This window comes from Streptomyces sp. RK62, assembly GCF_018070255.1.
GTDB classification, from domain to species: Bacteria; Actinomycetota; Actinomycetes; order Streptomycetales; family Streptomycetaceae; genus Streptomyces; species Streptomyces nigra.
Genome location: NZ_JAGPYD010000011.1, coordinates 141,973 through 165,316 on the forward strand (window position 1 = coordinate 141,973; position 23,344 = coordinate 165,316).

Genomic DNA, 23,344 nt, shown 5'->3' on the forward strand with positions numbered 1-23,344 from the left:
GGTGGACACCGTCCAGGAGCTGTGCGCGGCCATCGCCGCGTTCGACCCCGCCGTCGCCGGGGAGTTGGTGGAGGGCGGGGCCGACCCCGACCGGGTGCTGCCCGAGGGGACCACCCCGCTGTGGCGGGCCGTGGACAGCGGCTCACCCGCTCTCGTCACCGCCGTCCTCGGGAACGAGCCCCGGCTGCGACTCCCTGAGGAGACGCGTGAACGGCTTCTCACACTCGCCCGGGCCTGGCACGAGACCGGTGTGCAGCAGGAGTTGCGGCGACGCACCGGGGCGTCTGGGATGGTCCAGACGGTTCGCGTTCCGGACGACGAGAACGAGTTCAACCGCGTCCTCCAGCACTCCCTCGGCGGACTGACCGTCCGGGACGGTTCACGCCGGTATCCTCACCGCCCTGGAGTGGGCCTTCCGGATCCTGACCCCGGTCGACGAGCTCGTCGCCCGGGCCGCCGCCCAACCCGACGAGGATCACGCGACCCGGTGGGAAGTGCTCCGGGTCCTCCTCGACCGGCAGAGCGAGGAGACCTGGTCGGCCCTGGTCGCCCACCGACACCACCCCGACCCGGCGCATCGCCGCTTCCTCGCGGAGTACCTGCGCGTCCACGGCATCCTCGCGGACGACTCGCCGCGCGCCCGCCGCGAGAGCGATCTCGTGAGCGCCTGGGCCGCCGAGGAGACCGACCCCGACATGCTCGCGAGGGTGCTGCGGGCCCTGGACGAGTTCGATCACCCCGGGCGGGAGGCCGCAGGGCTGCGCCATGCCGCGCACCCCGATGCGGAGGTGCGGCGAGCGGTCACCGCGCTCTTCCTGCCCCTCGGGGACGACGCCCGGCAGGCGCTGCGCGCCCTCCTCCGCGACCCGGACGCCGAAGTACGGCTCGGCGCCTGCCGTACCGCCGCGAGCGACGCCGACCTCGTCCAGGAGGCCGTACCCCAACTGCTGCTGCTCGCCGAGGAGCCCGAGCCCGAACTGCACGCCCCCGCCGCAGCCCTCCTCGCGTCCTGCCCCGACCGTTCGCCCGCCGTCGCCGACGCCCTCGCCGGGTTCCTCGACCGCGACGATCCGGTGGCGCTCCTTGAGGCCGGCTACGGGCTCGCCCTGCGCGACGACCCCCGTACCGCCGAGGCGTACCGGCGGATCCGGAGCGTCGGCGCCGTCCACGAGTACGACCACCGGTGGGACGCGGTCTGGGAGTGGAACCGGAACAACGGGCTCATTCAGCCCGTCGACTGAGGACGCCCTCCACCCCCTGCAGGAACGTCGCACACACCAGCTCCGGATCGAACAGACACCCCGCCGCCATCGCCCCGTCCCGCAGCATCACGACATGGCGCCCCGCCTCGTCGGCGGGCTCGTGGCCGGCCCGCGCCAGCAGCTCCGTCATCGTCTCCAGGAACCACTGCCGGTGGGCCAGCACCGCCTGGTGGACCGGGTGCGCCGGATCGGGGTACTCCGCCACCGCGTTGAGGAAGGCGCACCCCCGGAAGCCGGGTGAACGGATGCCGTCCGCGATCGCGCCGGCCACCGCCCGGACCTCGTCCGCCGGGGACCCCGCGCCCTCGCGCGCCTTCGCCACCTGCGCCCGGATGCCCTGGTCGGCCACGCCCAGGTAGGCGAGGACCAGTTCCTCCTTGCCGGTGAAGTGCCGGTAGAGGGTCGCACGGGTCACCTGCGCCTCGGCGATGATCCGGTCGACCCCGACGGAATGGATGCCCTCGGCGTAGAAGATTTTCGTCGCCGTGCCGAGCAGCCGCGCCCGCGCCTCCGACACGCCACCCGACGTGCCCCGTTTCGCTGTGCCCTGACTCATGGCTCCGAGGCTACCAAGCGATGAGGGAGAACGTTCGGTCTTGACAATCACTCCGTCCACGCCTTGGATGGAAATCAAAGAGACCGAACGTTCTCCCTCGCGCTCCCCCTCCCGTCACCCGCGAGCCCCCGAAAGGCCCCGCCATGGACACCACCACCCTCGGCGCATCACCCACCCCCACCGCCACCACCGACCTTCGCCGCCTCTATCTCCTCCGCTTCGCCTTCGCCGCCGTCTGGGCCGCCGCCCTCTTCGCGACCGCCGGTGAGCTGTCCCCCGCCTCCGCCACGCTCCTCGTGATCTACCCCCTCTTCGACGTCGCCTGTGCCGTCGTCGATCTGCGCTCCGCCCGCGCGGCCGACGGCCCCGTACAGCAGCTCTACGTGAACATCGCGCTCAGCACCCTCACCGGCATCGGTCTCGCCGTCGCCGCCACCTCCGGCATCCCCGCCGTGCTGCGCGTCTGGGGCGTCTGGGCGATCACCGCGGGGCTCGTCCAGTTGCTCGTCGGGGTCTCGCGGCGCCGGATGGGCGGGCAGTGGGCCATGATCGCCAGTGGCGGGATCTCGACCCTCGCCGGTGCGTCGTTCTTCGGGCAGGCCGGTCAGGCCGATCCCGCACTGGGCGCCCTCGCCGGATACGCCTTCCTCGGCGGGGTGTTCTTCCTCGTCTCCGCCCTGCGCCTGGGCCGTACCCGGCCGACCGCCTGACGCGGCCCGGCCCGCCGCCCGACGCGCACAGCCCACCGCCCATCGCCCACCCCCCGACGCGCGCGGCCGGCCCGGCTCTCGGGTCGGCCACCCGCCGGTAAAGCTTTGGTTTCGGCCAACGACCGCCTCTTGCTTCTGCTCGTGTAATCGATTCCAATCCTCCGTGTAATCGATTCCACGAGGAGGTGGAACGGTCATGGCGAGCATCAAGGACGTCGCCGCCGAGGCAGGCGTATCCGTCGCCACGGTGTCGCGCGTCCTGAACGGGCATCCCTCCGTCAGCGAGGACGCCCGCCGGCGCGTGACCGCCGCCGTGACGGCCCTGGGCTACCGCCCGAACGCCGTCGCCCGGTCCCTGCGCACCGACCAGACCCGCACGCTCGGCCTGGTCATCAGCGATGTGCTGAACCCCTACTTCACCGAACTCGCCCGCTCCGTCGAGGAGGAGGCCCGGGCGCTCGGGTACAGCGTGATCATCGGCAACGCCGACGAGCGCCCCGACCTCCAGGACCACCACGTACGGACCCTGCTGGACCGCCGTATCGACGGGCTCCTCGTCTCCCCCACCGACGGCGGCTCCCCGCTGATGCTGGACGCCGCGCGCGCGGGGACCCCGATGGTCTTCGTGGACCGGTGGATCCCCGGCGTGGACGTGCCGGTCGTGCGCGCCGACGGACGGGAGGCCGTGCGGGACCTCGTGGCCCATCTGCACGCGCTCGGGCACCGCCGGCTCGCGATCATCGCGGGCCCCGCGGCCACCACCACCGGCCGCGAGCGTGTGGACGCCTTCCGCGAGGCGCTGGCCGACTTCGGGCTCGAACTCCCCGGCGCCTACATAGGGCAGGGCGACTTCCAGGCCGAGAGCGGACGCCGGGTCACCGAGGGCTTCCTCGACCTGCCCGAGCCGCCCGAGGTCGTCTTCGCCGCCGACAACCTGATGGTGCTCGGCGCGCTGGACGCCGTCCGCGCGCGGGGCCTTCGCGTGCCCGACGACATCGCGCTCGCGGCGTTCGACGACATCCGCTGGTTCGTGCACACCGATCCGCCGATCACCGCCATCGCCCAGCCGACCGGCGAGCTGGGCCGGGCCGCCGTACGGGCCCTGATCGACCGCGTCGAGGGGCGGGCCGGCCAGTCCGTCACCCTGCCCGCCCGACTCGTGGTGCGCCGCTCCTGCGGCGCGCACCCCACCGCAGTGCAAAGGAGCACGTCGTGAGCGACCCCGAGGAGTTGCTGCGCATCGAGGGCATCCGGAAGACCTTCCCGGGCGTGGTCGCGCTGGACGGCGTCGACTTCGACCTGCGCCGGGGCGAGGTCCATGTGCTCCTCGGTGAGAACGGCGCCGGGAAGAGCACCCTCATCAAGATGCTCTCCGGCGCGTACACGCCCGACGCCGGGCGGATCCTGGTCGGCGGCGAGGAGGTGCGCATCCACGGGGCGCAGGACTCCGAGCGCCTCGGGATCGCCACGATCTACCAGGAGTTCAACCTCGTCCCCGATCTGACGGTCGCCGAGAACATCTTCCTGGGGCGCCAGCCCCGCCGGTTCGGGATGATCGACCGGGGCCGGATGGAGGCCGACGCCGAGGTCCTGTTGAAGCGGGTCGGCCTCAGCGTGTCGCCCCGCGCGCGGGTGCGTGAACTGGGCATCGCCCGGCTCCAGATGGTAGAGATCGCCAAGGCGCTCAGCCTGGACGCGCGCGTGCTCATCATGGACGAGCCGACCGCCGTGCTGACCTCCGAGGAGGTCGAGACGCTGTTCGCGATCGTGCGCCGGCTGCGCGAGGACGGCGTGGGCATCGTCTTCATCACCCACCACCTGGAGGAGATCGCCGCCCTGGGCGACCGGGTCACGGTCGTCCGGGACGGGAGGAGCGTCGGGCAGGTGCCCGCCGCCACCCCGCAGGACGAGCTCGTGCGGCTGATGGTGGGCCGCTCCATCGAGCAGCAGTACCCGCGCGAACGGGCCGACGCCGGTCCCGCGTTGCTCACCGTCGAGGGGCTCACCCGGGACGGCGTCTTCCACGACGTCGGCTTCGAGGTGCGCGCCGGAGAGGTCGTCGGCATCGCCGGGCTGGTCGGTGCCGGCCGTACCGAGGTCGTCCGGGCCGTCTTCGGGGCGGACCCGTACGACAAGGGCACCGTGAAGGTGGCGGGCGCGGCCCTGAAGGGGCACGACGTGAACGCCGCCATGGCGGCCGGGATCGGGCTGATCCCCGAGGACCGCAAGGGCCAGGGGCTGGTCCTCGACCAGTCCGTGGAGGAGAACCTCGGCCTGGTGACCCTGCGGGCCGCCACGCGCGCGGGACTCGTCGACCGCAAGGGCCAGCAGGAGGCGGCCGCGCGGATCGCGAAGCAGCTGGGCGTGCGGATGGCCGGGCTCGGCCAGCATGTGCGCACCCTCTCCGGCGGCAACCAGCAGAAGGTCGTCATCGGCAAGTGGCTGCTCGCCGACACCAAGGTGCTGATCCTCGACGAGCCCACGCGCGGGATCGACGTCGGCGCCAAGGTCGAGATCTACCAGCTCATCAACGAACTCACCGCGAACGGCGCCGCCGTCCTCATGATCTCCAGCGACCTCCCGGAGGTGCTCGGCATGAGCGACCGGGTGCTGGTGATGGCCCAGGGCCGGATCGCGGGCGAACTGTCCGCCGACGAGGCCACCCAGGACTCCGTGATGGCACTCGCCGTCAGCAACCCCACGACCGACAAGGAGGCCGCTCGTGGCCACTGACACGCTCAAGAGGAACCCGGGCGCCGGTGGCGCGACCGGCGGGCTGCGCCGCCTGCTCCTCGACAACGGCGCGCTCACCGCGCTGATCGTCCTGGTCATCGCCATGTCGGCGCTGTCGGGCGACTTCCTGACCACCGACAACCTGCTCAACGTCGGTGTGCAGGCGGCGGTGACCGCCGTCCTCGCCTTCGGCGTCACCTTCGTCATCGTCTCGGCCGGCATCGACCTGTCGGTGGGGTCGGTGGCGGCCCTGTCGGCCACCGTGCTGGCCTGGTCCGCCACCTCGCACGGGGTGCCGGTCGTCATAGCGGTGCTGCTGGCGGTGGCCACCGGTATCGCGGCCGGACTCGTCAACGGCTTCCTCATCGCCTACGGCAAACTCCCGCCGTTCATCGCGACGCTCGCGATGCTGTCGGTGGCCCGCGGTCTGTCGCTGGTGATCTCCGAGGGCTCGCCGATCCCGTTCCCGGACTCGGTCTCGCACCTCGGTGACACGCTCGGCGGCTGGCTGCCCGTGCCGGTCCTCGTGATGATCGTCATGGGCCTGATCGCCGCGTTCGTGCTGGGCCGCACCTACATCGGCCGCTCGATGTACGCCATCGGCGGCAACGAGGAGGCCGCGCGGCTGTCCGGCCTGCGGGTGAAGAAGCAGAAGCTCGCCATCTACGCCCTGTCCGGCGTGTTCGCCGCCGTCGCCGGTGTCGTGCTCGCCTCCCGGCTGTCCTCCGCGCAGCCGCAGGCCGCCGACGGCTACGAGCTGGACGCGATCGCCGCGGTCGTCATCGGCGGCGCCTCCCTCGCGGGCGGCACCGGCAAGGCGTCCGGCACCCTGATCGGCGCGCTGATCCTCGCGGTGCTGCGCAACGGCCTGAACCTGCTGAACGTCTCCGCGTTCTGGCAGCAGGTCGTCATCGGTGTCGTGATCGCGCTGGCCGTCCTCTTCGACACGCTGCGCCGCAAGGCGGGCGCCACACCGCTCGCCGCCGGCACCGGTTCGGGCGGCGGCAAGGGCAAGCAGGCGGGGACGTACGCGCTCGCGGCCGTCGTGACCGTGGCGATCGTCGGCGCGACCTCGTTCCTGCACGACGGCTCGAAGGCGTCGGACCAGCGGATCGGGCTGTCGCTGTCGACGCTCAACAACCCCTTCTTCGTACAGATCCGGGCCGGTGCCCAGGCCGAGGCGAAGAAGCTGGGCGTGGACCTCACCGTGACGGACGCCCAGAACGACGCCTCGCAGCAGGCCAACCAGCTGCAGAACTTCACCAGTTCCGGGGTCGGGGCGATCGTCGTCAACCCGGTGGACTCCGACGCGGCGAGCAACTCCGTGAAGGCCGCCGACAAGGCCGGCATCCCGGTCGTCGCCGTCGACCGCGGGGTCAACAACGCGAAGACCGCCACGCTGGTCGCCTCGGACAACGTGGCCGGCGGTGAGCTGGCCGCCAAGTCGATCGCCGAGAAGCTGGGCGGCGAGGGCAAGATCGTGATCCTGCAGGGCCAGGCCGGCACCTCCGCCGCCCGTGAGCGCGCGCAGGGCTTCGCCCAGGGCCTCAAGGCCTTCCCCGGCATCAAGGTCGTCGCCCAGCAGCCCGCCGACTTCGACCGCACCAAGGGCCTCGACGTGATGTCGAACCTGCTCCAGGCGCACCCGGACGTCCAGGGCGTCATCGCCGCCAACGACGAGATGGCGCTCGGCGCGATCAAGGCGCTGGGGTCGAAGGCCGGGAAGTCGGTGTCGGTGGTCGGCTTCGACGGCACCCCGGACGGGCTGAAGGCCGTGGAGAACGGGTCGCTGTACGCGTCCGTCGCCCAGCAGCCGAGCCAGCTCGGGAAGATCGCCGTGGACAACGCCCTCAAGGCCCTCGACGGCGACAAGGTCGAGCAGACGGTGAAGGTCCCGGTGAAGGTGGTCACGCGGGAGAACGTGGCCGGATTCAAGGGCTGACATCGGCCGAACGGCCCACGGGTGGGCGGTCGTTGCCGGAGCATGGATCCGGTGGCGGCCGCCCGTCCCGGCGTCATCACGGGGACCGGATTCAGGGGAGCAACCTCATGTACGACTACGACCTGCTGGTCGTGGGGTCGGCCAACGCCGACCTGGTGATCGGTGTGGAGCGCCGGCCGGGCGCCGGCGAGACCGTGCTCGGCACCGATCTGGCCGTCCACCCGGGCGGCAAGGGCGCCAACCAGGCCGTCGCGGCGGCCCGCCTCGGCGCCCGTACGGCCCTGCTCGCGCGGGTCGGCGACGACGCGTACGGCCGGCTGCTGCTGGACTCGCAGCGCGCGGCCGGCGTGGACACGGTGGGCGTGCTGGTGGGCGGGGCGCCGACCGGCGTCGCGCTGATCACCGTGGACCCGTCCGGCGACAACAGCATCGTGGTCTCGCCCGGCGCCAACGGGCGGCTCACCCCGGCCGACGTCCGGGCCGCCGCCAGCCTGTTCCAGGCGTCGCGGGTGGTCTCGACACAGCTGGAGATCCCGCTGGAGACGGTGGCGGAGGTGGTGCGCGACCTCGCCGACGGCAGCCGGTTCGTGCTCAACCCGTCCCCGCCGCAGCCGCTTCCGGCGGACATCCTGGCGGCCTGCGACCCGCTCATCGTCAACGAGCACGAGGCGCGGGTGATCCTCGGGGACGCGGCGGTCGGCGACTCCCCCGAGGACTGGGCGCGGATCCTGCTCGCCAAGGGGCCCCGCTCGGTCGTGGTGACGCTCGGCGCCGAGGGCGCGCTGGTGGCCTCCGCCGAGGGGGTCGCGCGGGTGCCGTCGGTGGCGGTGGACGCGGTGGACACGACCGGCGCGGGCGACGCGTTCACGGCGGCGCTGGCCTGGCGGCTGGGCGCGGGCGCCACCCTGGCCGAGGCGGCGGCGTACGCGGCCCGGGTCGGCGCGGCGGCGGTGACGCGGGAGGGCGCGCAGGAGTCGTTCCCGACCGCGGCGGAGGTCGAGGCGCTGTGAAACGGGCCGGAATACTGAACCGTCATCTCGCGGGCGCGCTGGCCGAGCTGGGCCACGGCGACGGGGTCCTCGTCTGTGACGTGGGGATGCCGATCCCGGACGGGCCACGGGTCGTGGACCTGGCGTTCCGGGCCGGGGTGCCGTCGTTCGCCGAGGTGCTGGACGGGCTGCTCGACGAGCTCGTGGTGGAGGGCGCGACGGCGGCGAAGGAGGTCCGGGACGCGAACCCCGAGGCGGCGGCCCTGCTGGACCGGACGTGTCCCGCGCTGGAGCTGGTCCCGCACGAGCGGCTCAAGGAGCTGTCGGCGGGCGCGCGGCTGGTGGTGCGCACCGGCGAGGCCGCGCCGTACGCGAACGTGCTGCTGCGCTGCGGCGTCTTCTTCTAGAGCTGCGGCGGGGACGTTTCGAGGGGCCCGGTCCGTCGACCGGGCCCCTCGCGTCCCCTCCCGTCAGAACCCCCGCGATCCCCCCAGATCCCCCTCCAAAGGTCCTGACGCGAAGTACGACCCGCGAGGTGCGGGGAGGGTTGCACGGCTCGCCGATATTTTTTTCGCCGTCTTCCGGGCCCGCCCTCGGCATGCCGTTCCACCTGGGCGGACGTAGCGTTTCAGATATGCAGGAGCTGGACGAGAACCCCCTCGTGTCCCTCCAGGACGACGTGCTCGACGAGCTCGGCGACGAGGCGGTCGGGGACATCGCGAGGCTGCTGGGCACGGACGAGACCGGGGCGCGGCAGGTGATCTGCACGACGGTCGCGGCGCTGTCCGGCGAGGCGGAGACGGTCGCCACCCCGCACGACGCCCCGCTGACCGGGGTGGCCACCGTGGGCGGTCCCGCGACCGGCGGTCTGATGGCCGGCCTGCTCGCCGCGGAGGCGGGCCCGCTGACCACCGCGGTGGCCGCCAGGACGGGGCTGCCCCGGCCGGCCGTGTCCCGGACGGTGGGCGCGGTGGTCCCGGCGGTCCTGACGGCGCTGAACCGGCGGGCGGCGAGGCGGTAGGCCGCGGTCGCGCGCGACGCCGGCACCGGACGGCCGGTGCCGACGCCCTGGGCGTACGTGTGCCTCGAAGGACGGGGATGTGCCTCAAAGGGCGTTGAGGTGTCTCGGAGGGCGTGCCTGTGTCTCAGCGGGCGGGCTTGTGTCTCAGAGGGCGTGCCGGGTGAAGCGCTCCACGGTCTCCGCCAGCACCTCCCGGCCGTCGCGGGCCCACAGGGCGTCGTTGAACAGCTCCACCTCGATGGGCCCGGTGTAGCCGGCCGCCTCCACACGGGCCCGCCACTCCCGCAGGTCGATCGCGCCGTCGCCGAGCTGGCCCCGGCCGTTGAGGACGCCCGCGGGCAGCGGGGTGACCCAGTCGGCGAGCTGGAAGGTGTGGATCCGGCCGCCCGCGCCCGCCCGGGCGATCTGCGCGGGCGCGTCGTCGTCCCACCACACGTGGTACGTGTCGACGGCGACGCCGACCTGCCGGGCCGGGAAGCGTTCCGCCAGGTCCAGCGCCTGGGCCAGCGTGGACACCACACAGCGGTCGGCGGCGAACATCGGGTGCAGCGGTTCGACGGCCAGCCGTACGCCGTGCGCCTCGGCGTACGGCCCGAGCTCGGCCAGCGCGTCGGCGATCCGCTCCCGCGCGCCCCGCAGATCACGGGAGCCCGCGGGCAGTCCGCCGGAGACCAGCACCAGGACCTCGGTGCCGAGCGTGGCCGCCTCGTCGACGGCCCGCCGGTTGTCGTCCAGGGCGCGGGCCCGCTCGGCCGGGTCGGTCGCGGTGAGGAAGCCGCCCCGGCACAGCGTGGTGACCGCCAGTCCGGCGTCCCGCACGAGCTTGGCGGCGGCCTCCACGCCGTACGCCTGGACGGGCTCGCGCCACAGGCCGACGGCCGGGACGCCCAGGTCGGCACAGGCGGCGACCAGGTCGGGGAGCGGGAGCTGTCTGACGGTCATCTGGTTGAGGGAGAAGCGCGCGAGGTCCCCGGTCACCGGTCCACCCCGTACAGGCTCAGCAGGTTCCTCATCCGTTCCTCCGCGCGTTTCGGGTCCGGGAAGAGACCCAGGGTGTCGGCGAGTTCGTAGGCGCGGGCGAAGTGCGGCAGGGAGCGCGCCGACTGGAGCCCGCCGACCATCGTGAAGTGGCTCTGGTGACCCGCGAGCCAGGCCAGGAACACCACGCCGGTCTTGTAGAAGCGGGTGGGCGCCTGGAAGAGGTGGCGGGAGAGTTCGACCGTCGGGTCGAGCAGGGCGCGGAAGCCCTCGCGGTCCCCGGTGTCCAGGACCCGGACCGCCTGCGCGGCCAGCGGGCCGAGCGGGTCGAAGATGCCGAGCAGGGCGTGGCTGAAGCCCTGCTCGTCGCCCGCGATCAGCTCGGGGTAGTGGAAGTCGTCGCCGGTGTAGCAGCGCACGCCCTTCGGGAGGCGGCGGCGCAGGTCGATCTCGCGCTGGGCGTCCAGCAGGGAGACCTTGATGCCGTCGACCTTGTCGGGGTGGGCGGCGATGACGTCGAGGAAGGTGTCCGTCGCCGCGTCCAGGTCGGACGAGCCCCAGTAGCCCTCCAGCGCCGGGTCGAACATGGGGCCGAGCCAGTGGAGGATCACCGGCTCGGCGGCCTGGCGGAGGAGGTGGCCGTAGACCTCCAGGTAGTCCTCGGGGCCGCGAGCGGCGGCGGCGAGGGCGCGGGACGCCATGAGGATGGCCTGCGCACCCGACTCCTCGACGACCGCGAGCTGTTCCTCGTAGGCCGCGCGGACCTCGGTGAGGTTCGCCGGGCCGGTGAGCTGGTCGGTGCCGACGCCGCAGGCGATCCGGCCGCCGGCCGCCTTCGCCTCGGCGGCGCTGCGGCGGATCAGCTCGGCCGCGCCCGCCCAGTCCAGGCCCATCCCGCGCTGGGCGGTGTCCATGGCCTCGGCGACGCCGAGCCCGTGGGACCACAGGTGGCGGCGGAAGGCGAGGGTGGCGTCCCAGTCGACGGCGGCCGGTGAGTCGGGGGTGGTGTCGGCGTACGGGTCGGCGACGACGTGCGCGGCCGAGAAGACCGTACGGGAGGTGAAGGGGGCGCCCGGGGTGAGGGCGAGGGGCTCGGTGCGGGGTTCGTAGGCGCGCAGGGTGCCGTGCGCGTCGGGGAGGTGGAGCGTCACAGGGCGATCTCCGGTACGTCGAGACGGCGGCCCTCGGCGGAGGACTTGAGGCCCAGTTCGGCGAGCTGGACGCCACGGGCGCCGGCCAGCAGGTCCCAGTGGTAGGGGGCGTCGGCGTACACGTGCCGGAGGAACAGCTCCCACTGGGCCTTGAAGCCGTTGTCGAACTCGGCGTTGTCCGGGACCTCCTGCCACTGGTCGCGGAACACCTCGGTGGCGGGGATGTCCGGGTTCCAGACCGGCTTGGGGGTGGCGGAGCGGTGCTGGACGCGGCAGCGGCGCAGCCCGGCGACGGCGGAGCCCTCGGTGCCGTCGACCTGGAACTCGACCAGCTCGTCGCGGTTCACACGGACCGCCCAGGAGGAGTTGATCTGGGCGATCGCGCCGCCCTCCAGCTCGAAGACGCCGTAGGCGGCGTCGTCGGCGGTGGCGTCGTACGGCTTGCCGTTCTCGTCCCAGCGCTGCGGGACGTGGGTGGTGGCGAGGGCCTGCACGCTGGTGACCCGGCCGAAGAGCTCGTGGAGCACGTACTCCCAGTGCGGGAACATGTCGACGACGATGCCGCCGCCGTCCTCGGCGCGGTAGTTCCAGGACGGGCGCTGCGCCTCCTGCCAGTCGCCCTCGAAGACCCAGTAGCCGAACTCGCCGCGCACGGACAGGATCCGGCCGAAGAAGCCGCCGTCGACGAGGCGCTTGAGTTTGCGCAGGCCCGGCAGGAAGAGCTTGTCCTGGACGACGCCGTGCCGGACGCCGGCGGCGGTCGCGAGCCGGGCGAGTTCCAGGGCGCCCGCGAGCCCGGTGGCGGTCGGCTTCTCGGTGTAGAGGTGCTTGCCCGCGGCGATGGCCTTGCGCAGGGCGTCCTCGCGGGCGGAGGTCACCTGGGCGTCGAAGTAGATCTCGACGGTCGGGTCGGCGAGGACCGCGTCGAGGTCGGTGGACCAGTGCTCCAGTCCGTGCTGTTCGGCGAGCGCTTTCACAGCGTGCTCACGGCGGCCGACCAGGACCGGTTCCGGCCACAGCACGGTGTCGTCGCCCAGGTCGAGGCCGCCCTGTTCGCGGAGGGCCAGGATCGAGCGGACCAGGTGCTGGCGGTGGCCCATCCGCCCGGTCACACCGTTCATGGCGATACGCACCGTCTTGCGTGTCACGTCGTTCCCTTCGTAGGTGCCGAACACGGCGTTCGTACGCGTTCCCCGCGCGGGTGCGCGCGCTGCGTACGCCGTCTCTCGCGGAGCGTCACAGCAAGCGCTTTCTACGTGAGGCCTGAAGCTAGCCCCCGAGCAGCACCGGAGACAAGACCGTGACGGGGTTGAGTTGTTCGAGGGGACGAACAACCGGGGTGGTTGGCCTTAAGGTCTGCTCGACACACACGGAACCGCGGCCGCGATCGGCCTGTCTACGAGGGGGCGGCCCGAGCACGGGCGGCCCCAGGGGGGTTCCACGACACATGCGCGACCGGAGGACGACGAGATGACGGTGACCCTGGCGGACGTGGCGGCCCGCGCCCAGGTCTCGCCCGCGACGGTGTCGCGCGTACTGAACGGCAACTATCCCGTCGCCGCCTCGACCCGGGAACGGGTGCTGCGCGCGGTGGACGAGCTGGACTACGTGCTGAACGGCCCCGCCAGCTCGCTGGCCGCCGCCACCTCCGACCTCGTCGGCATCCTCGTCAACGACATTGCCGACCCGTTCTTCGGGATCATGGCGAGCGCCATCCAGTCGGAGATCGGCGGCCCCGGCGGCCGGGCCGGCGGCGAGCGGCTCGCGGTCGTCTGCAACACGGGCGGCTCGCCGGAGCGCGAACTGACCTATCTCACCCTGCTGCAGCGGCAGCGGGCGGCCGCGGTGGTGCTGACCGGCGGTGCCGTGGAGAGCGCGCCGCACGCCGAGGCCGTCGCGGCGAAGCTGCGCAAGCTGTCGGACGCCGGGACCCGGGTGGTGCTGTGCGGACGGCCGCCCGCGCCGGACACCGGGGCGATCGCGCTGGCCTTCGACAACCGCGGGGGCGCCCGCGAGCTGACGGAACATCTGGTCGGGCTGGGGCACCGGCGGCTCGGGTACATCGCCGGACCGCAGGAGCGCACGACCACCCGGCACCGGCTGGAGGGCCACCGGGCCGCGCTCGAGGCGCACGGGATACCGGTGGACGACCGGCTGACCGTGCACGGCCGCTACGACCGGCAGTCCGGCTACGAGGCCACGCTGGAACTGCTGCGGCGCGATTCGTCCCTGACGGCCGTGGTCGCCGCGAACGACTCCGTCGCGCTGGGCGCCTGCGCGGCGCTGCGCGACTCCGGTCTGCGCATCCCGGACGACGTCTCGGTGGCCGGCTTCGACGACCTGCCGTTCGGCATCGACGCGGCGCCCTCCCTCACGACGGTCCGTCTCCCGCTCTCCGAGGCGGGCGCCCGCGCGGGCCGCATCGCCATGGGCCGCGAGGAGCCGCCGCCCGGCGGGATGGCGACCATCCGGGGCGAGCTGATGGTCCGGGGGTCCTCGGGGGTGCCCCGGGGCTGAGGCCCACCCGGTGTCCGGCCGGATGTGTGGACCTCGTTTCCCTGGCAAGGTGAGGTACATGAAGCTGGCGTTCTCCACCCTCGGCGTCCCCGGTCTCCCCCTCCCCGACGTGCTGCGGCTCGCGAGCGCGCACGGCTACCACGGCGTGGAGCTGCGCGCCCACCCCGAGGAGCCGGTGCATCCGGGCCTCGGCCCCGGCGAACGGGCCGACGTGGCCGCCGAGTTCAAGGCGGCCGGCGTGGAGCCGCTGGGTGTCGCCGGGTACACCAGGATCGCCGCGCCCGGCGACGACGGGCCGGTCATCGAGGAGGTGCGCACGCTCGTCGACCTCGCCCACGACATCGGCGCGCCCTACGTGCGGATCTTCCCCGGCGCCGACCCCGAGCAGACGTCCGAGGCCACCGACGCGATCGCGGCTCGGCGGCTCGGCACGGCGGCGGAGTACGCCGCGGACCTGGGGGTGCGCGTCCTGCTGGAGACCCACGACTCGCACCGGGCGGCCGCCGACGCGATGCGCGTGCTGGGCCTGGTGGGGCACCGCAACGTCGGGGCGCTGTGGGACGTCATGCACACCTGGCTGGCCGGCGAGCAGCCCGCGGAGAGCTACGCGGCGCTCGCGCCCCATCTGGGCTATGTCCAGGTCAAGGACATCGCCGGCGCCGACGACACCACGCCGCTGCCGCTCGGCGCCGGGGTGCTGCCGCTCGCCGAGTGCGTCGAGGTCCTGTCCCGGCACGGCTGGGACGGATGGCTGTGCTGGGAGTACGAGAAGCGCTGGTACGAGGACGCCGCCCCGCTGGAGGGCCTGCTCGACGGGGGCCGGGAGCATCTGTCGCGGCTGCTGAACGAGTCCGCGTAGGCGGGACGGGCGCCGGGCCCTGATACGGCACCGAGCCGTTATTCGGTAGCCCGGCTTCGAGGGGCGCTATAACGTACCCCCTCGTGCCTGAACCCGCCCCCCACCCCGTCCCGCCGTCATGAGCCTCACGCGTGCCCTGATCGACGTGGGGCCGCTGCGCGGCTCGCCCGTCTTCCGGCGGCTGTGGATCGGGCGGACGGTGTCCGTGCTCGGCGGCTTCATGACCATGGTGACGGTGCTGTACCAGGTCTGGGACATGACCCACAGCGCGGTCTGGAGCGGCGCGGTCGGGCTCGCGCAGGTCATCCCCATGGTCGTCGTGGGCCTGCTCGCCGGATCGTGGGTGGACCGGGGCGACCGGCGCCGGATCTATCTGATCGCCACCGTCGGCCAGGCGGTCTGCGCGCTGCTGCTGGCGGCGCAGGGCTTCACCGGCGGGGTGCCGGTGGCCGGGGTCCTCGTCCTCGTAGCGGCGAGCTCCTGCTTCGGGGCGATCGGCGGCCCGGCGGCCGGGGTGTTCGTACCGCGGCTGCTGCCGAAGGAGCAGGTGGCCGCGGGGCTCGCCCTCAACCAGGTGTCCGGCCAGGCGATGATGCTGCTCGGCCCGGCCCTCGGCGGGCTGTTCCTCGGCTGGTTCGGCGTCGGCGCCTGCTATCTGCTCGACGCGCTGACCTTCGCGTGCGCCTTCTACGGCGCCTTCGGGCTGCCCGCGCTGCCGCCGGAGGGCGAGCCGTCGCGGGCCGGTGTGCGGGGCGTCCTGGACGGGGTGCGCTTCCTGACCGGGCACCGGGTGGTGCGCGGCGCCCTCATCACGGATCTGGCCGCCACGGTGCTGGCGATGCCGGTCAGCCTCTTCCCGCTCGTCAACGCGGAGCGGTTCGGCGGCGATCCGCGCACCCTCGGCCTGTTCATGTCGGCCGTGGCGGTCGGCGGGGTCACGGCGACGGCACTGTCGGGTCCGGTCACCCGGCTGGGCCGGCCGGGCCTGGTGATGCTGTGCGGGGCCGGCACCTGGGGTGTGGCGCTGGCACTGTTCGGCCTGGTGAGCGACCCGTGGACGGGGCTCGCGCTGCTGGCGGTGGCCGGCGGAGCCGATGCCCTGTCGGTGGTCTCCCGTGTCACGATCGTCCAGACGCGGACCCCGGACGCCCTGCTGGGCCGGGTCACCGCCGCCGAGCAGATCGTCGGTCAGGGCGGCCCGCACCTCGGCAATCTGCGCGGCGGACTGGTCGCCGGCTGGACGTCCGGCGCGACCGCCCTCGTCCTCGGCGGCCTGCTGTGCGTCCTCGCGGTGACGTACGTCGGCACGACCACACCGGAACTGCGGGACGGCACCCCCGCAGAGGACCAGTAGGACCTCACCCGTCACCCCCGTCCCGACTTCGCGTCCGGCGCCCGCTGCCGGGAACCCAGCCCCTCCCCCGGTCGTCCAATGCGCAAGCTGCCGGAGAGTCACCGTGGCTCGGTGTCGGCCCTCGCTGCTGGCTGCGATCGCCGACCACCCTCTCCAGCCGTGCCACGGCCGGCAGCACGCCGTCATCGGCGCGCCCCCCTCCAACTGCGCCGATGGCGGCCCCTCTTACGGTCCATTCCCTTGACTGGCAGAAACTTCCCGGATATTGGTGACTCCTCGGAAGTTTCCTTCACAGCGCCACCTCCGGAAGGAGCGCACGTGCCCGACACCAGCACGGGAAGCACCGCATCGCCTTCAAGACGCTCGGTCCTCGCGGCCACCGCCGGTCTCACCGGCGCCCTGGCCCTCGGCGGCACCGCGCACGCCGCCCCGCACGACGACAGGAGGCTGCGCGCCCTCATCGACCGGATGACGCTGCCCGAGAAGGTCGGCCAGCTCTTCGTCATGCGGGTCTACGGCCACTCCGCGACCGCCCCGGACCAGGCGGACATCGACGCCAACCTCAAGGAGATCGGTGTCCGTACGGCCGCCGACCTGCTCGCGAAGTACCGGGTGGGCGGCATCATCTACTTCACCTGGGCCCACAACACCCGTGACCCGCACCAGATCGCCGGTCTGTCGAACGGCATCCAGAAGGCGTCGCTCGCCCAGCCGCGCGGCCTGCCCGTGCTCATCTCCACCGACCAGGAGCACGGCATCGTGTGCCGGGTCGGCGAGCCCGCCACGCTCTTCCCGGGTGCCATGGCCGTGGGCGCCGGGGGCTCCCGCTCCGACGCCCGCGCCCTCGGCCGGCTCGCCGGGCAGGAGCTGCGCGCGCTCGGCATCCGGCAGAACTACTCCCCGGTCGCCGACGTCAACGTCAACCCGGCCAACCCGGTGATCGGCGTGCGCTCCTTCGGCTCAGAGCCGGACGCGGTGGCCGGCCTGGTCGCCGCCGAGGTGGCCGGGTACCAGCACGCGCGGCAGGTCGCGGCGACCGCCAAGCACTTCCCCGGCCACGGCGACACCGCCGTCGACAGCCACACCGGCTTCCCGGTCATCACGCACACCCGGGAGCAGTGGGAGAAGCTGGACGCGCCGCCGTTCCGGGCCGCGATCCGGGCCGGCATCGACTCGATCATGACCGCGCACCTGATGGTCCCGGCCCTGGACGACTCCGGGGACCCGGCCACCCTCTCCCACCCGATCCTCACCGGCATCCTGCGCGAGGAGCTGGGCTACGACGGGGTGGTGGTGACCGACTCGCTCGGCATGGAGGGCGTCCGCACCAAGTACGGCGACGACCGGGTCCCGGTCCTCGCGCTCAAGGCGGGCGTGGACCAGCTGCTGAACCCGCCGAACCTGGACGTGGCCTGGAACGCCGTACTGAAGGCCGTACAGGACGGCGAGCTGACCGAGGCGCGGCTCGACGAATCGATCCTGCGCATTCTGCGGCTGAAGGCGAAGCTCGGCCTGTTCGACGACCCGTACGTCAGCCAGTCCGGTGTGGACGACTCCGTCGGCACGCCCGCGCATCTGCGGGCCGCCGACCGTATCGCCGAGCGCACCACGACCCTGCTGGTCAACGAGGGGTCGCTGCTGCCGCTCTCGCGCCGGTCGCACCGCAAGGTGCTGGTGGTCGGGGCCGATCCGGCCTCCCCGTCCGGCACGACGGGCCCGCCGACCGGGGTGCTCGCCGCGGCCCTGACCGAGCTGGGCTTCACGGCGACCGCCCTGTCGACCGGGACGGCGCCGTCCGCGGCGACGATCGCCCGGGCCGTGGAGGCGGCGCGCGAGGCGGACGCGGTGGTGGTCGGGACGTACAACGTCACGGCGGGCAGCGCGCAGAAGACGCTGGTCGAGCAGTTGCTCGCGACAGGGAAGCCGGTGGTGGCGGTGGCCGTCCGCAACCCCTACGACGTGGCCCATCTGCCGGGCGTGCGGGCCTTCGTGGCCGCCTACTCCTGGACGGACGTCGAACTGCGGGCCGCGGCCCGGGTGATCGCCGGGCGGGTGGCGCCGCGCGGCAGCCTGCCGGTGCCGGTGCAGCGGGCGGACGACCCCGCGCAGGTGCTGTTCCCGGTCGGCCATGGCCTGTCGTACCGCCGCGGCTGACCTCCTGACGCATCGGACGTAGCGCCCGTACGCCACACAACGGGCGCACTCACCACCGACCGGCGCAAAGGACCCCGTATGTCTGGCGTGTACCCGCGGTCGCGGGTCACGCTGGACGGGGGTGTACGGGGGGTGCGATGCGTGGAGTACGGGGTGGGGCGGCCGTGTGCGCGGTGCCGATGCTGCTCGCCGCACTGCTGACGGGATGCCAGGGCCTGTCGGAGACACCGAAGGAGAGCCCGCCCACGAGCGCGGGCGCGGGCGGGGAACCGGCCGGTGCGTCGCTGCCCGGCGGGCACGGGGCGGTGTTCCTCGACGTCGACGAGTGCAGCTCGTTCGGCAGGACCAGCTTCACCGAGGTGCCCTGCGCGAGCGAGCGGGCGGCCGCGCGGGTCGCGGCCCGGCACGACGGCACGGTCCGCGACGGCCCGCCCTGCCCCGGGACCACGGACTTCGTGCTGCACATCAGCGCCCAGAACCGGGCCTCCGACGAGGACGGCGACGGCGCGGTCCCGCAGGGCTACGCCTGTATGCGCAACCTCACGCCGCCCCACCCCGGCGACCCGGGCGGCGGGGGCGGCCCGCGCACGATCGTCGGCGACTGCGTGTACGGCTCGGGCGACGGCCAGGTCCGGGAGACGGCGTGCGACGGCGAGGGCGGGCACGAGCCGGGCTACCGGGTGACGCGGATCGTGGACCGGCGGTCCCAGTGCCCCTCGTCGACGGCCCTCTACGTCGACGTCGGCGGCGAGAAGCCGGTCGGCTGCGCCCGGCGGCTGTGACGGCGGCCCGCGCCGGTCAGCACAGGATCCAGCCCTTGCTCACCGAGCCGCCGCCCACCTGGCCCTTCACCCACACACAGCGGTGCCCGGCGTGGACGGTGACCGGTCCGGCGCGACGGCTGTAGCGGCCCTCGTCGGTGACCGCCGTGGCCCGGTACGCCCGCACGCTGACCATCATCCGCTGCTTGCGCCCGGGGTTCTTGGCGTAGGTGACGGCACAGACGTAGCCGCCCTTCTTGTACACGTGCAGCGTCCCGGTGGAGAACGAGTACGTCCTGACCTTGCGTCCCTCGCAGCGGGTCGGCGCGGCGTGCGCCTGCGCCGGCACGGCGATCGCGAGCAGCCCGGACGCGGTCACCAGCGCCAGGCAGACGGCCAGTCGTCGGCGTATCCCACCCTTGTCCACTGTGAAGTCCTCCCCGTACACCGGCGATGAGCGTACTGGTGTACGGACGCCTGGCGTATGCCGGATGGTTGCACGGCCGTCACGCCGGCGCGGGACCGCCCCTGGGCGGACCGCCTCTCAGCGGGCCTCCCTTCAGCGGACCGCGCCTCAGCGGGCCACGCCGACCTTCTCCTCCGGCTCGGCCTCCCCGAGGAAGGTCCGCCACAGCTCGGCGTACCGTCCGCCGCGCGCGAGCAGTTCGTCGTGCGTGCCGTCCTCGGCGACCCGGCCGTGGTCCATGAGCACCACCCGGTCGGCCCGCGCGGCCGTCGTCAGCCGGTGCGCCACCACGAGGGTCGTACGACGGCCCGCGATCCGGTCCGTGGCCTGGTTGACCTGTGCCTCGGTGGCCAGGTCCAGGGCGGCGGTCGCCTCGTCCAGGAGCAGGATGTCGGGGTCGACCAGCTCCGCGCGGGCCAGCGCGATGAGCTGGCGCTGCCCGGCGGAGAGGTTGCGGCCGCGCTCGGCGACCTCGTGGAGGTAGCCGCCGTCGAGGGTCGCGATCATCTCGTGCGCGCCCACCGCCCGCGCCGCCGCCTCGACCTCGGCGTCGGTGGCGTCGGGCCGCCCGTAGGCGATGGCGTCCCGGACCGTGCCGGGGAAGAGGTACGCCTCCTGCGGCACGACCCCGAGCCGGTGCCGGTAGGAGGTGAGGTCCAGCTCCCGCAGATCGGTGCCGTCGACGGTGACCCGGCCCCCGCTCGGGTCGTAGAACCGGGCGACCAGCTTCACCAGCGTCGACTTGCCGGCGCCGGTCTCGCCGACGAACGCGACCGTCTGCCCGGCCGGGATGCGCAGGTCGATGCCGGTCAGCGCCTCCTCGTCGTCGCCGTAGGCGAAGTACACGTCCTCGAAGGCGATCTCGCCGCGCAGCTCGCGCACCTCGCGCGGCTCCTCGGCGGCCCGCGTGGACGTCGGCTCGCGCAGCAGCTCCTGGATGCGGCCGAGCGAGACCGTGGCCTGCTGGTAGCCGTCGAAGACCTGGGAGAGCTGCTGGACCGGCGCGAAGAACAGATCGATGTAGAGCAGGTACGCCACCAACGCGCCGGTCGTCAGCGTGGCCGCGTCGATCCGCACCCCGCCCACGATCAGCACGGCCGCGGCCGCCGCCGACGCCAGGAACTGCACGAACGGGAAGTAGATCGAGATGAGCCACTGGCCGCGGATCCGGGCCTGGCGGTAGCTGTCGCTGCGCTCCGCGAACCGGGCGCCGCCGTCGCGCTCGCGCCGGAACGCCTGCACGATCCGCAGGCCCGCGACCGACTCCTGGAGGTCGGCGTTGACCACCGACACCCGCTCCCGGGCCAGCTCGTAGGCCTTCACGCTCGCCCGGCGGAAGAAGTACGTCGCGACGATCAGCGGCGGCAGCGTCGCGAAGACCACCAGCGCCAGCTCGACGTCGAGCACCAGCAGGGCGCCCATGATGCCGAAGAAGGTGACGACCGAGACGAACGCGGTGACCAGGCCGGTCTGCAGGAACGTGGACAGCGCGTCCACGTCCGTCGTCATCCGGGTCATGATCCGGCCGGTCAGCTCGCGCTCGTAGTAGTCCAGGCCGAGCCGCTGGAGCTGGGCGAAGATCTTCAGCCGCAGCGCGTACAGCACCCGCTCGCCGGTGCGCCCGGTCATCCGGGTCTCGCCGACCTGCGCGGCCCACTGGACGGTGACCGCGAGCAGCCCCAGCAGGGCCGCCGCCCACACGGCGCCGAGCGCTGCCTGGCCGACACCCGAGTCGATGCCGTGCCGGATCAGGATGGGCAGCAGCAGGCCCATGCCGGCGTCCACGGCGACCAGGGCGAGGCTGATCAGCAGCGGCCGCCCGAAGCCGCGCAGCAGCCGCCGCAGCCCGTACGACCGCTCCGGGCGGACCGCGCTCGCCTCGTCGACGTCGGGGACGTCGAGCGCCGGGGGCAGGGCCTCGACCTGCTTGAGCAGTTCCGGGGTGGCGGGCGACTGGGCGAGCGCGAGGTCCTTGGGCTCGCGGTCGCCGGTCCACAGCCGGGGTGTCACTCCGCGTTCGGCGTCGAACTCGGCGTCCAGCTCGTCCCGGACGGAGGTGTCCTCCTGGGGACAGGACGGCTGGGTGTGGCCGGGCGAGACGCCGCCCAGCTCGTCGGGGTCGGTGAGCAGCCGGCGGTAGAGGGCGGAGCTCGCCTGGAGCTCCTCGTGGGTGCCGATGGCGGCGAGCCGGCCGGCGTCCAGGACCGCGATGCGGTCGGCGAGGCCGAGGGTGGAGCGGCGGTGGGCGATGAGGAGGGTGGTGCGGCCCTCCATGACGTGCTTGAGCGCCTCGTGGATCTCGTGCTCGACGCGGGCGTCCACCGCCGAGGTGGCGTCGTCGAGGACGAGGAGGCGGGGGTCGGCGAGGATCGCGCGGGCCAGCGCGATCCGCTGGCGCTGGCCGCCGGAGAGGGTGAGACCGTGCTCGCCGACCTTGGTGTCGTAGCCCTCGGGCAGGTCGGCGACGAAGCGGTCGGCCTGGGCGGCGCGGGCGGCGGCCTCGATCTGCTCGTCGGTGGCGTCGGGGCGGCCGTAGGCGATGTTGGCGCGGACGGTGTCGGAGAAGAGGAACGAGTCCTCGGGGACCAGCCCGATCGCGGCGCGCAGCGAGTCCAGGGTCAGATCGCGCACATCGTGGCCGCCGACGAGGACGGCGCCGTGGGTGACGTCGTAGAAGCGCGGGAGCAGCAGGGAGACGGTGGACTTGCCGGAGCCGGAGGCGCCGACGACGGCGAGGGTCTCGCCGGCGCGGATCTCCAGGCTGAGCCCGTCGAGGACGGGGCGCTCCTCGTCGTAGCCGAAGGAGACGTCGTCGAACTCGACGGTGGCGGGGGCGTCGGCCGGGAGGGTCTTGGTGCCGTCCTTGATCGAGGGCTCGGTGTCGATCAGTTCCAGGACGCGTTCGCTGCTCGCGCGGGCCTGCTGGGCGACGGTGAGGACCATGGCGAGCATCCGGACCGGGCCGACCAGCTGGGCGAGGTAGGTGGAGAAGGCGACGAAGGTGCCGAGCGTGATGTGCCCGCGCACGGCGAGCCAGCCGCCGAGGGCGAGCATGGCGACCTGGCCGAGCGCCGGGACGGCCTGGAGGGCGGGGGTGTACGTGGCGTTGAACCGGATGGTGCGCAGCCGTCCCGCGTAGAGACGGCGGCCGACCTCGCGGAGCTTGCCGGTCTCCTGCTCCTCCTGCCCGAAGCCCTTGACCACGCGCACTCCGCTGACCGCGCCGTCGACGACGCCCGCGACGGCCGCGGCCTGGGCCTGCGCGTACCAGGTGGAGGGGTGGAGTCTGCTGCGGCTGCGCCGGGCGATCCACCACAGGGCGGGGGCGACCGCGAGGGCGACCAGGGTCAGCGGCGGCGACAGCCAGACCATGATGCCGAGCGAGATCAGGAAGAGCATGAAGTTCCCGATGGTCATCGGGAGCATGAAGAGCAGGCCCTGGATCAGCTGGAGGTCGCTGGTGGCCCGGCCGACGACCTGGCCGGTGGACAGCTCGTCCTGCCGGCGCCCGTCGAGCCGGGTGATCGTCTCGAACATCTCGGTCCGCAGGTCGTGCTGGACGTCGAGGGCGACCCGGCCGCCGTAGTAGCGGCGCAGGAAGGTGAGGACGTAGACGGCGACGGCGGCGGCGATCAGCGCTCCGGCCCAGACGCCCATGCTGCGGGTGTCGGCACCGATCACGTCGTCGATGATCACCTTGGTGATCAGCGGGACGAGCGCCATGACGGCCATGCCGGCGAGGGAGGAGCCGAGGGCGAGGACCACGTCCTTCGGGTGGCGCCAGGCGTAGCCCCACAGTCGTCGTGCCCATCCTGGCTGCGCTGCCACGCCGATGCCTCCCGTTGGTCCTGGTCTACCGGAAGGCACCAACGCCGGTGAGCTCGGATTTCA

19 protein-coding genes are annotated in these 23,344 nt (G+C 73.2%); 13 read left to right on the forward strand and 6 right to left on the reverse strand.

What is annotated here, in order from left to right; all coding sequences use genetic code 11:
• The first annotated feature begins 494 nt into the window (after positions 1-494).
• Positions 495-1,241 (forward strand): HEAT repeat domain-containing protein, encoded by a 747-nt coding sequence (locus KBY32_RS22200; RefSeq protein ID WP_210981330.1) that lies wholly within the window; start codon positions 495-497, stop codon positions 1,239-1,241.
• On the opposite strand, the gene KBY32_RS22205 is transcribed toward KBY32_RS22200, so the two are convergent.
• Positions 1,222-1,818, reverse strand: coding sequence for a TetR/AcrR family transcriptional regulator (locus KBY32_RS22205; RefSeq protein WP_055623485.1), 597 nt, complete (start codon positions 1,816-1,818; stop codon positions 1,222-1,224). The two genes, KBY32_RS22200 and KBY32_RS22205, sit on opposite strands and share 20 nt — an antisense overlap.
• Before the next feature lie 143 nt (positions 1,819-1,961).
• Between KBY32_RS22205 and KBY32_RS22210 the strand changes: the two genes are divergently transcribed.
• From KBY32_RS22210 to KBY32_RS22240, 7 genes are all read left to right on the forward strand, one after another.
• Entirely contained in the window at positions 1,962-2,528 is a 567-nt protein-coding gene (locus KBY32_RS22210) for a hypothetical protein (protein WP_210981331.1), read from the forward strand.
• Positions 2,529-2,724: 196 nt separating this feature from the next.
• Positions 2,725-3,744 (forward strand): LacI family DNA-binding transcriptional regulator, encoded by a 1,020-nt coding sequence (locus KBY32_RS22215; RefSeq protein ID WP_210981332.1) that lies wholly within the window; start codon positions 2,725-2,727, stop codon positions 3,742-3,744.
• Positions 3,741-5,261 (forward strand): sugar ABC transporter ATP-binding protein, encoded by a 1,521-nt coding sequence (locus tag KBY32_RS22220; protein ID WP_210981333.1) that lies wholly within the window; start codon positions 3,741-3,743, stop codon positions 5,259-5,261. The genes KBY32_RS22215 and KBY32_RS22220 overlap by 4 nt, the downstream gene beginning before the upstream one ends.
• Complete coding sequence (locus tag KBY32_RS22225; RefSeq protein ID WP_055623481.1) at positions 5,251-7,203, forward strand: substrate-binding domain-containing protein; 1,953 nt, start codon at positions 5,251-5,253, stop codon at positions 7,201-7,203. The genes KBY32_RS22220 and KBY32_RS22225 overlap by 11 nt, the downstream gene beginning before the upstream one ends.
• 107 nt (positions 7,204-7,310) lie before the next feature.
• Positions 7,311-8,213, forward strand: coding sequence for a ribokinase (locus KBY32_RS22230; protein WP_055623480.1), 903 nt, complete (start codon positions 7,311-7,313; stop codon positions 8,211-8,213).
• Positions 8,210-8,599, forward strand: a complete 390-nt coding sequence (rbsD, locus tag KBY32_RS22235) for a D-ribose pyranase (RefSeq protein ID WP_115508555.1) — start codon at positions 8,210-8,212, stop codon at positions 8,597-8,599. The genes KBY32_RS22230 and rbsD overlap by 4 nt, the downstream gene beginning before the upstream one ends.
• Before the next feature lie 227 nt (positions 8,600-8,826).
• Positions 8,827-9,213, forward strand: a complete 387-nt coding sequence (locus tag KBY32_RS22240) for a DUF937 domain-containing protein (RefSeq protein WP_055623478.1) — start codon at positions 8,827-8,829, stop codon at positions 9,211-9,213.
• A 144-nt stretch (positions 9,214-9,357) separates the two neighbouring features.
• Here the strand turns inward: KBY32_RS22240 and KBY32_RS22245 are convergent, their stop codons facing one another.
• Genes KBY32_RS22245 through KBY32_RS22255 form a run of 3 tightly spaced genes read right to left on the reverse strand, consistent with a single transcriptional unit; the run spans position 9,358 to position 12,490 of the window.
• The gene (locus KBY32_RS22245; protein WP_210981430.1) at positions 9,358-10,155 is read right to left on the reverse strand and encodes a sugar phosphate isomerase/epimerase; all 798 of its coding nucleotides are present in this window, start codon (positions 10,153-10,155) and stop codon (positions 9,358-9,360) included.
• Between the two features lie 32 nt (positions 10,156-10,187).
• Positions 10,188-11,342 carry a dihydrodipicolinate synthase family protein gene (locus KBY32_RS22250; RefSeq protein WP_210981334.1) on the reverse strand — a complete coding sequence of 385 codons (1,155 nt, stop codon included), beginning with the start codon at positions 11,340-11,342 and terminating at the stop codon, positions 10,188-10,190.
• Complete coding sequence (locus KBY32_RS22255; protein WP_210981335.1) at positions 11,339-12,490, reverse strand: Gfo/Idh/MocA family protein; 1,152 nt, start codon at positions 12,488-12,490, stop codon at positions 11,339-11,341. The genes KBY32_RS22250 and KBY32_RS22255 overlap by 4 nt, the downstream gene beginning before the upstream one ends.
• Before the next feature lie 322 nt (positions 12,491-12,812).
• Between KBY32_RS22255 and KBY32_RS22260 the strand changes: the two genes are divergently transcribed.
• From KBY32_RS22260 to KBY32_RS22280, 5 genes are all read left to right on the forward strand, one after another.
• Positions 12,813-13,859 (forward strand): LacI family DNA-binding transcriptional regulator, encoded by a 1,047-nt coding sequence (locus KBY32_RS22260; RefSeq protein WP_210981336.1) that lies wholly within the window; start codon positions 12,813-12,815, stop codon positions 13,857-13,859.
• Between the two features lie 58 nt (positions 13,860-13,917).
• Positions 13,918-14,718, forward strand: a complete 801-nt coding sequence (locus KBY32_RS22265; RefSeq protein ID WP_210981337.1) for a sugar phosphate isomerase/epimerase — start codon at positions 13,918-13,920, stop codon at positions 14,716-14,718.
• Between the two features lie 118 nt (positions 14,719-14,836).
• Positions 14,837-16,072 carry an MFS transporter gene (locus KBY32_RS22270; protein WP_210981338.1) on the forward strand — a complete coding sequence of 412 codons (1,236 nt, stop codon included), beginning with the start codon at positions 14,837-14,839 and terminating at the stop codon, positions 16,070-16,072.
• Positions 16,073-16,390: 318 nt separating this feature from the next.
• Positions 16,391-18,226, forward strand: coding sequence for a glycoside hydrolase family 3 protein (locus KBY32_RS22275; RefSeq protein ID WP_210981339.1), 1,836 nt, complete (start codon positions 16,391-16,393; stop codon positions 18,224-18,226).
• 137 nt (positions 18,227-18,363) lie between these two features.
• Entirely contained in the window at positions 18,364-19,008 is a 645-nt protein-coding gene (locus KBY32_RS22280; RefSeq protein WP_210981340.1) for a hypothetical protein, read from the forward strand.
• 16 nt (positions 19,009-19,024) lie between these two features.
• Here KBY32_RS22280 and KBY32_RS22285 read toward each other — a convergent pair whose 3' ends face one another.
• On the reverse strand, positions 19,025-19,414 hold the full coding sequence (locus KBY32_RS22285) for a hypothetical protein (protein ID WP_055623472.1): 390 nt from the start codon (positions 19,412-19,414) through the stop codon (positions 19,025-19,027).
• A 147-nt stretch (positions 19,415-19,561) separates the two neighbouring features.
• A complete protein-coding gene (locus tag KBY32_RS22290; RefSeq protein ID WP_210981341.1) occupies positions 19,562-23,281 on the reverse strand; it encodes an ABC transporter ATP-binding protein in 3,720 nt (1,239 codons plus the stop codon).
• Between the last annotated feature and the right edge of the window lie 63 nt (positions 23,282-23,344).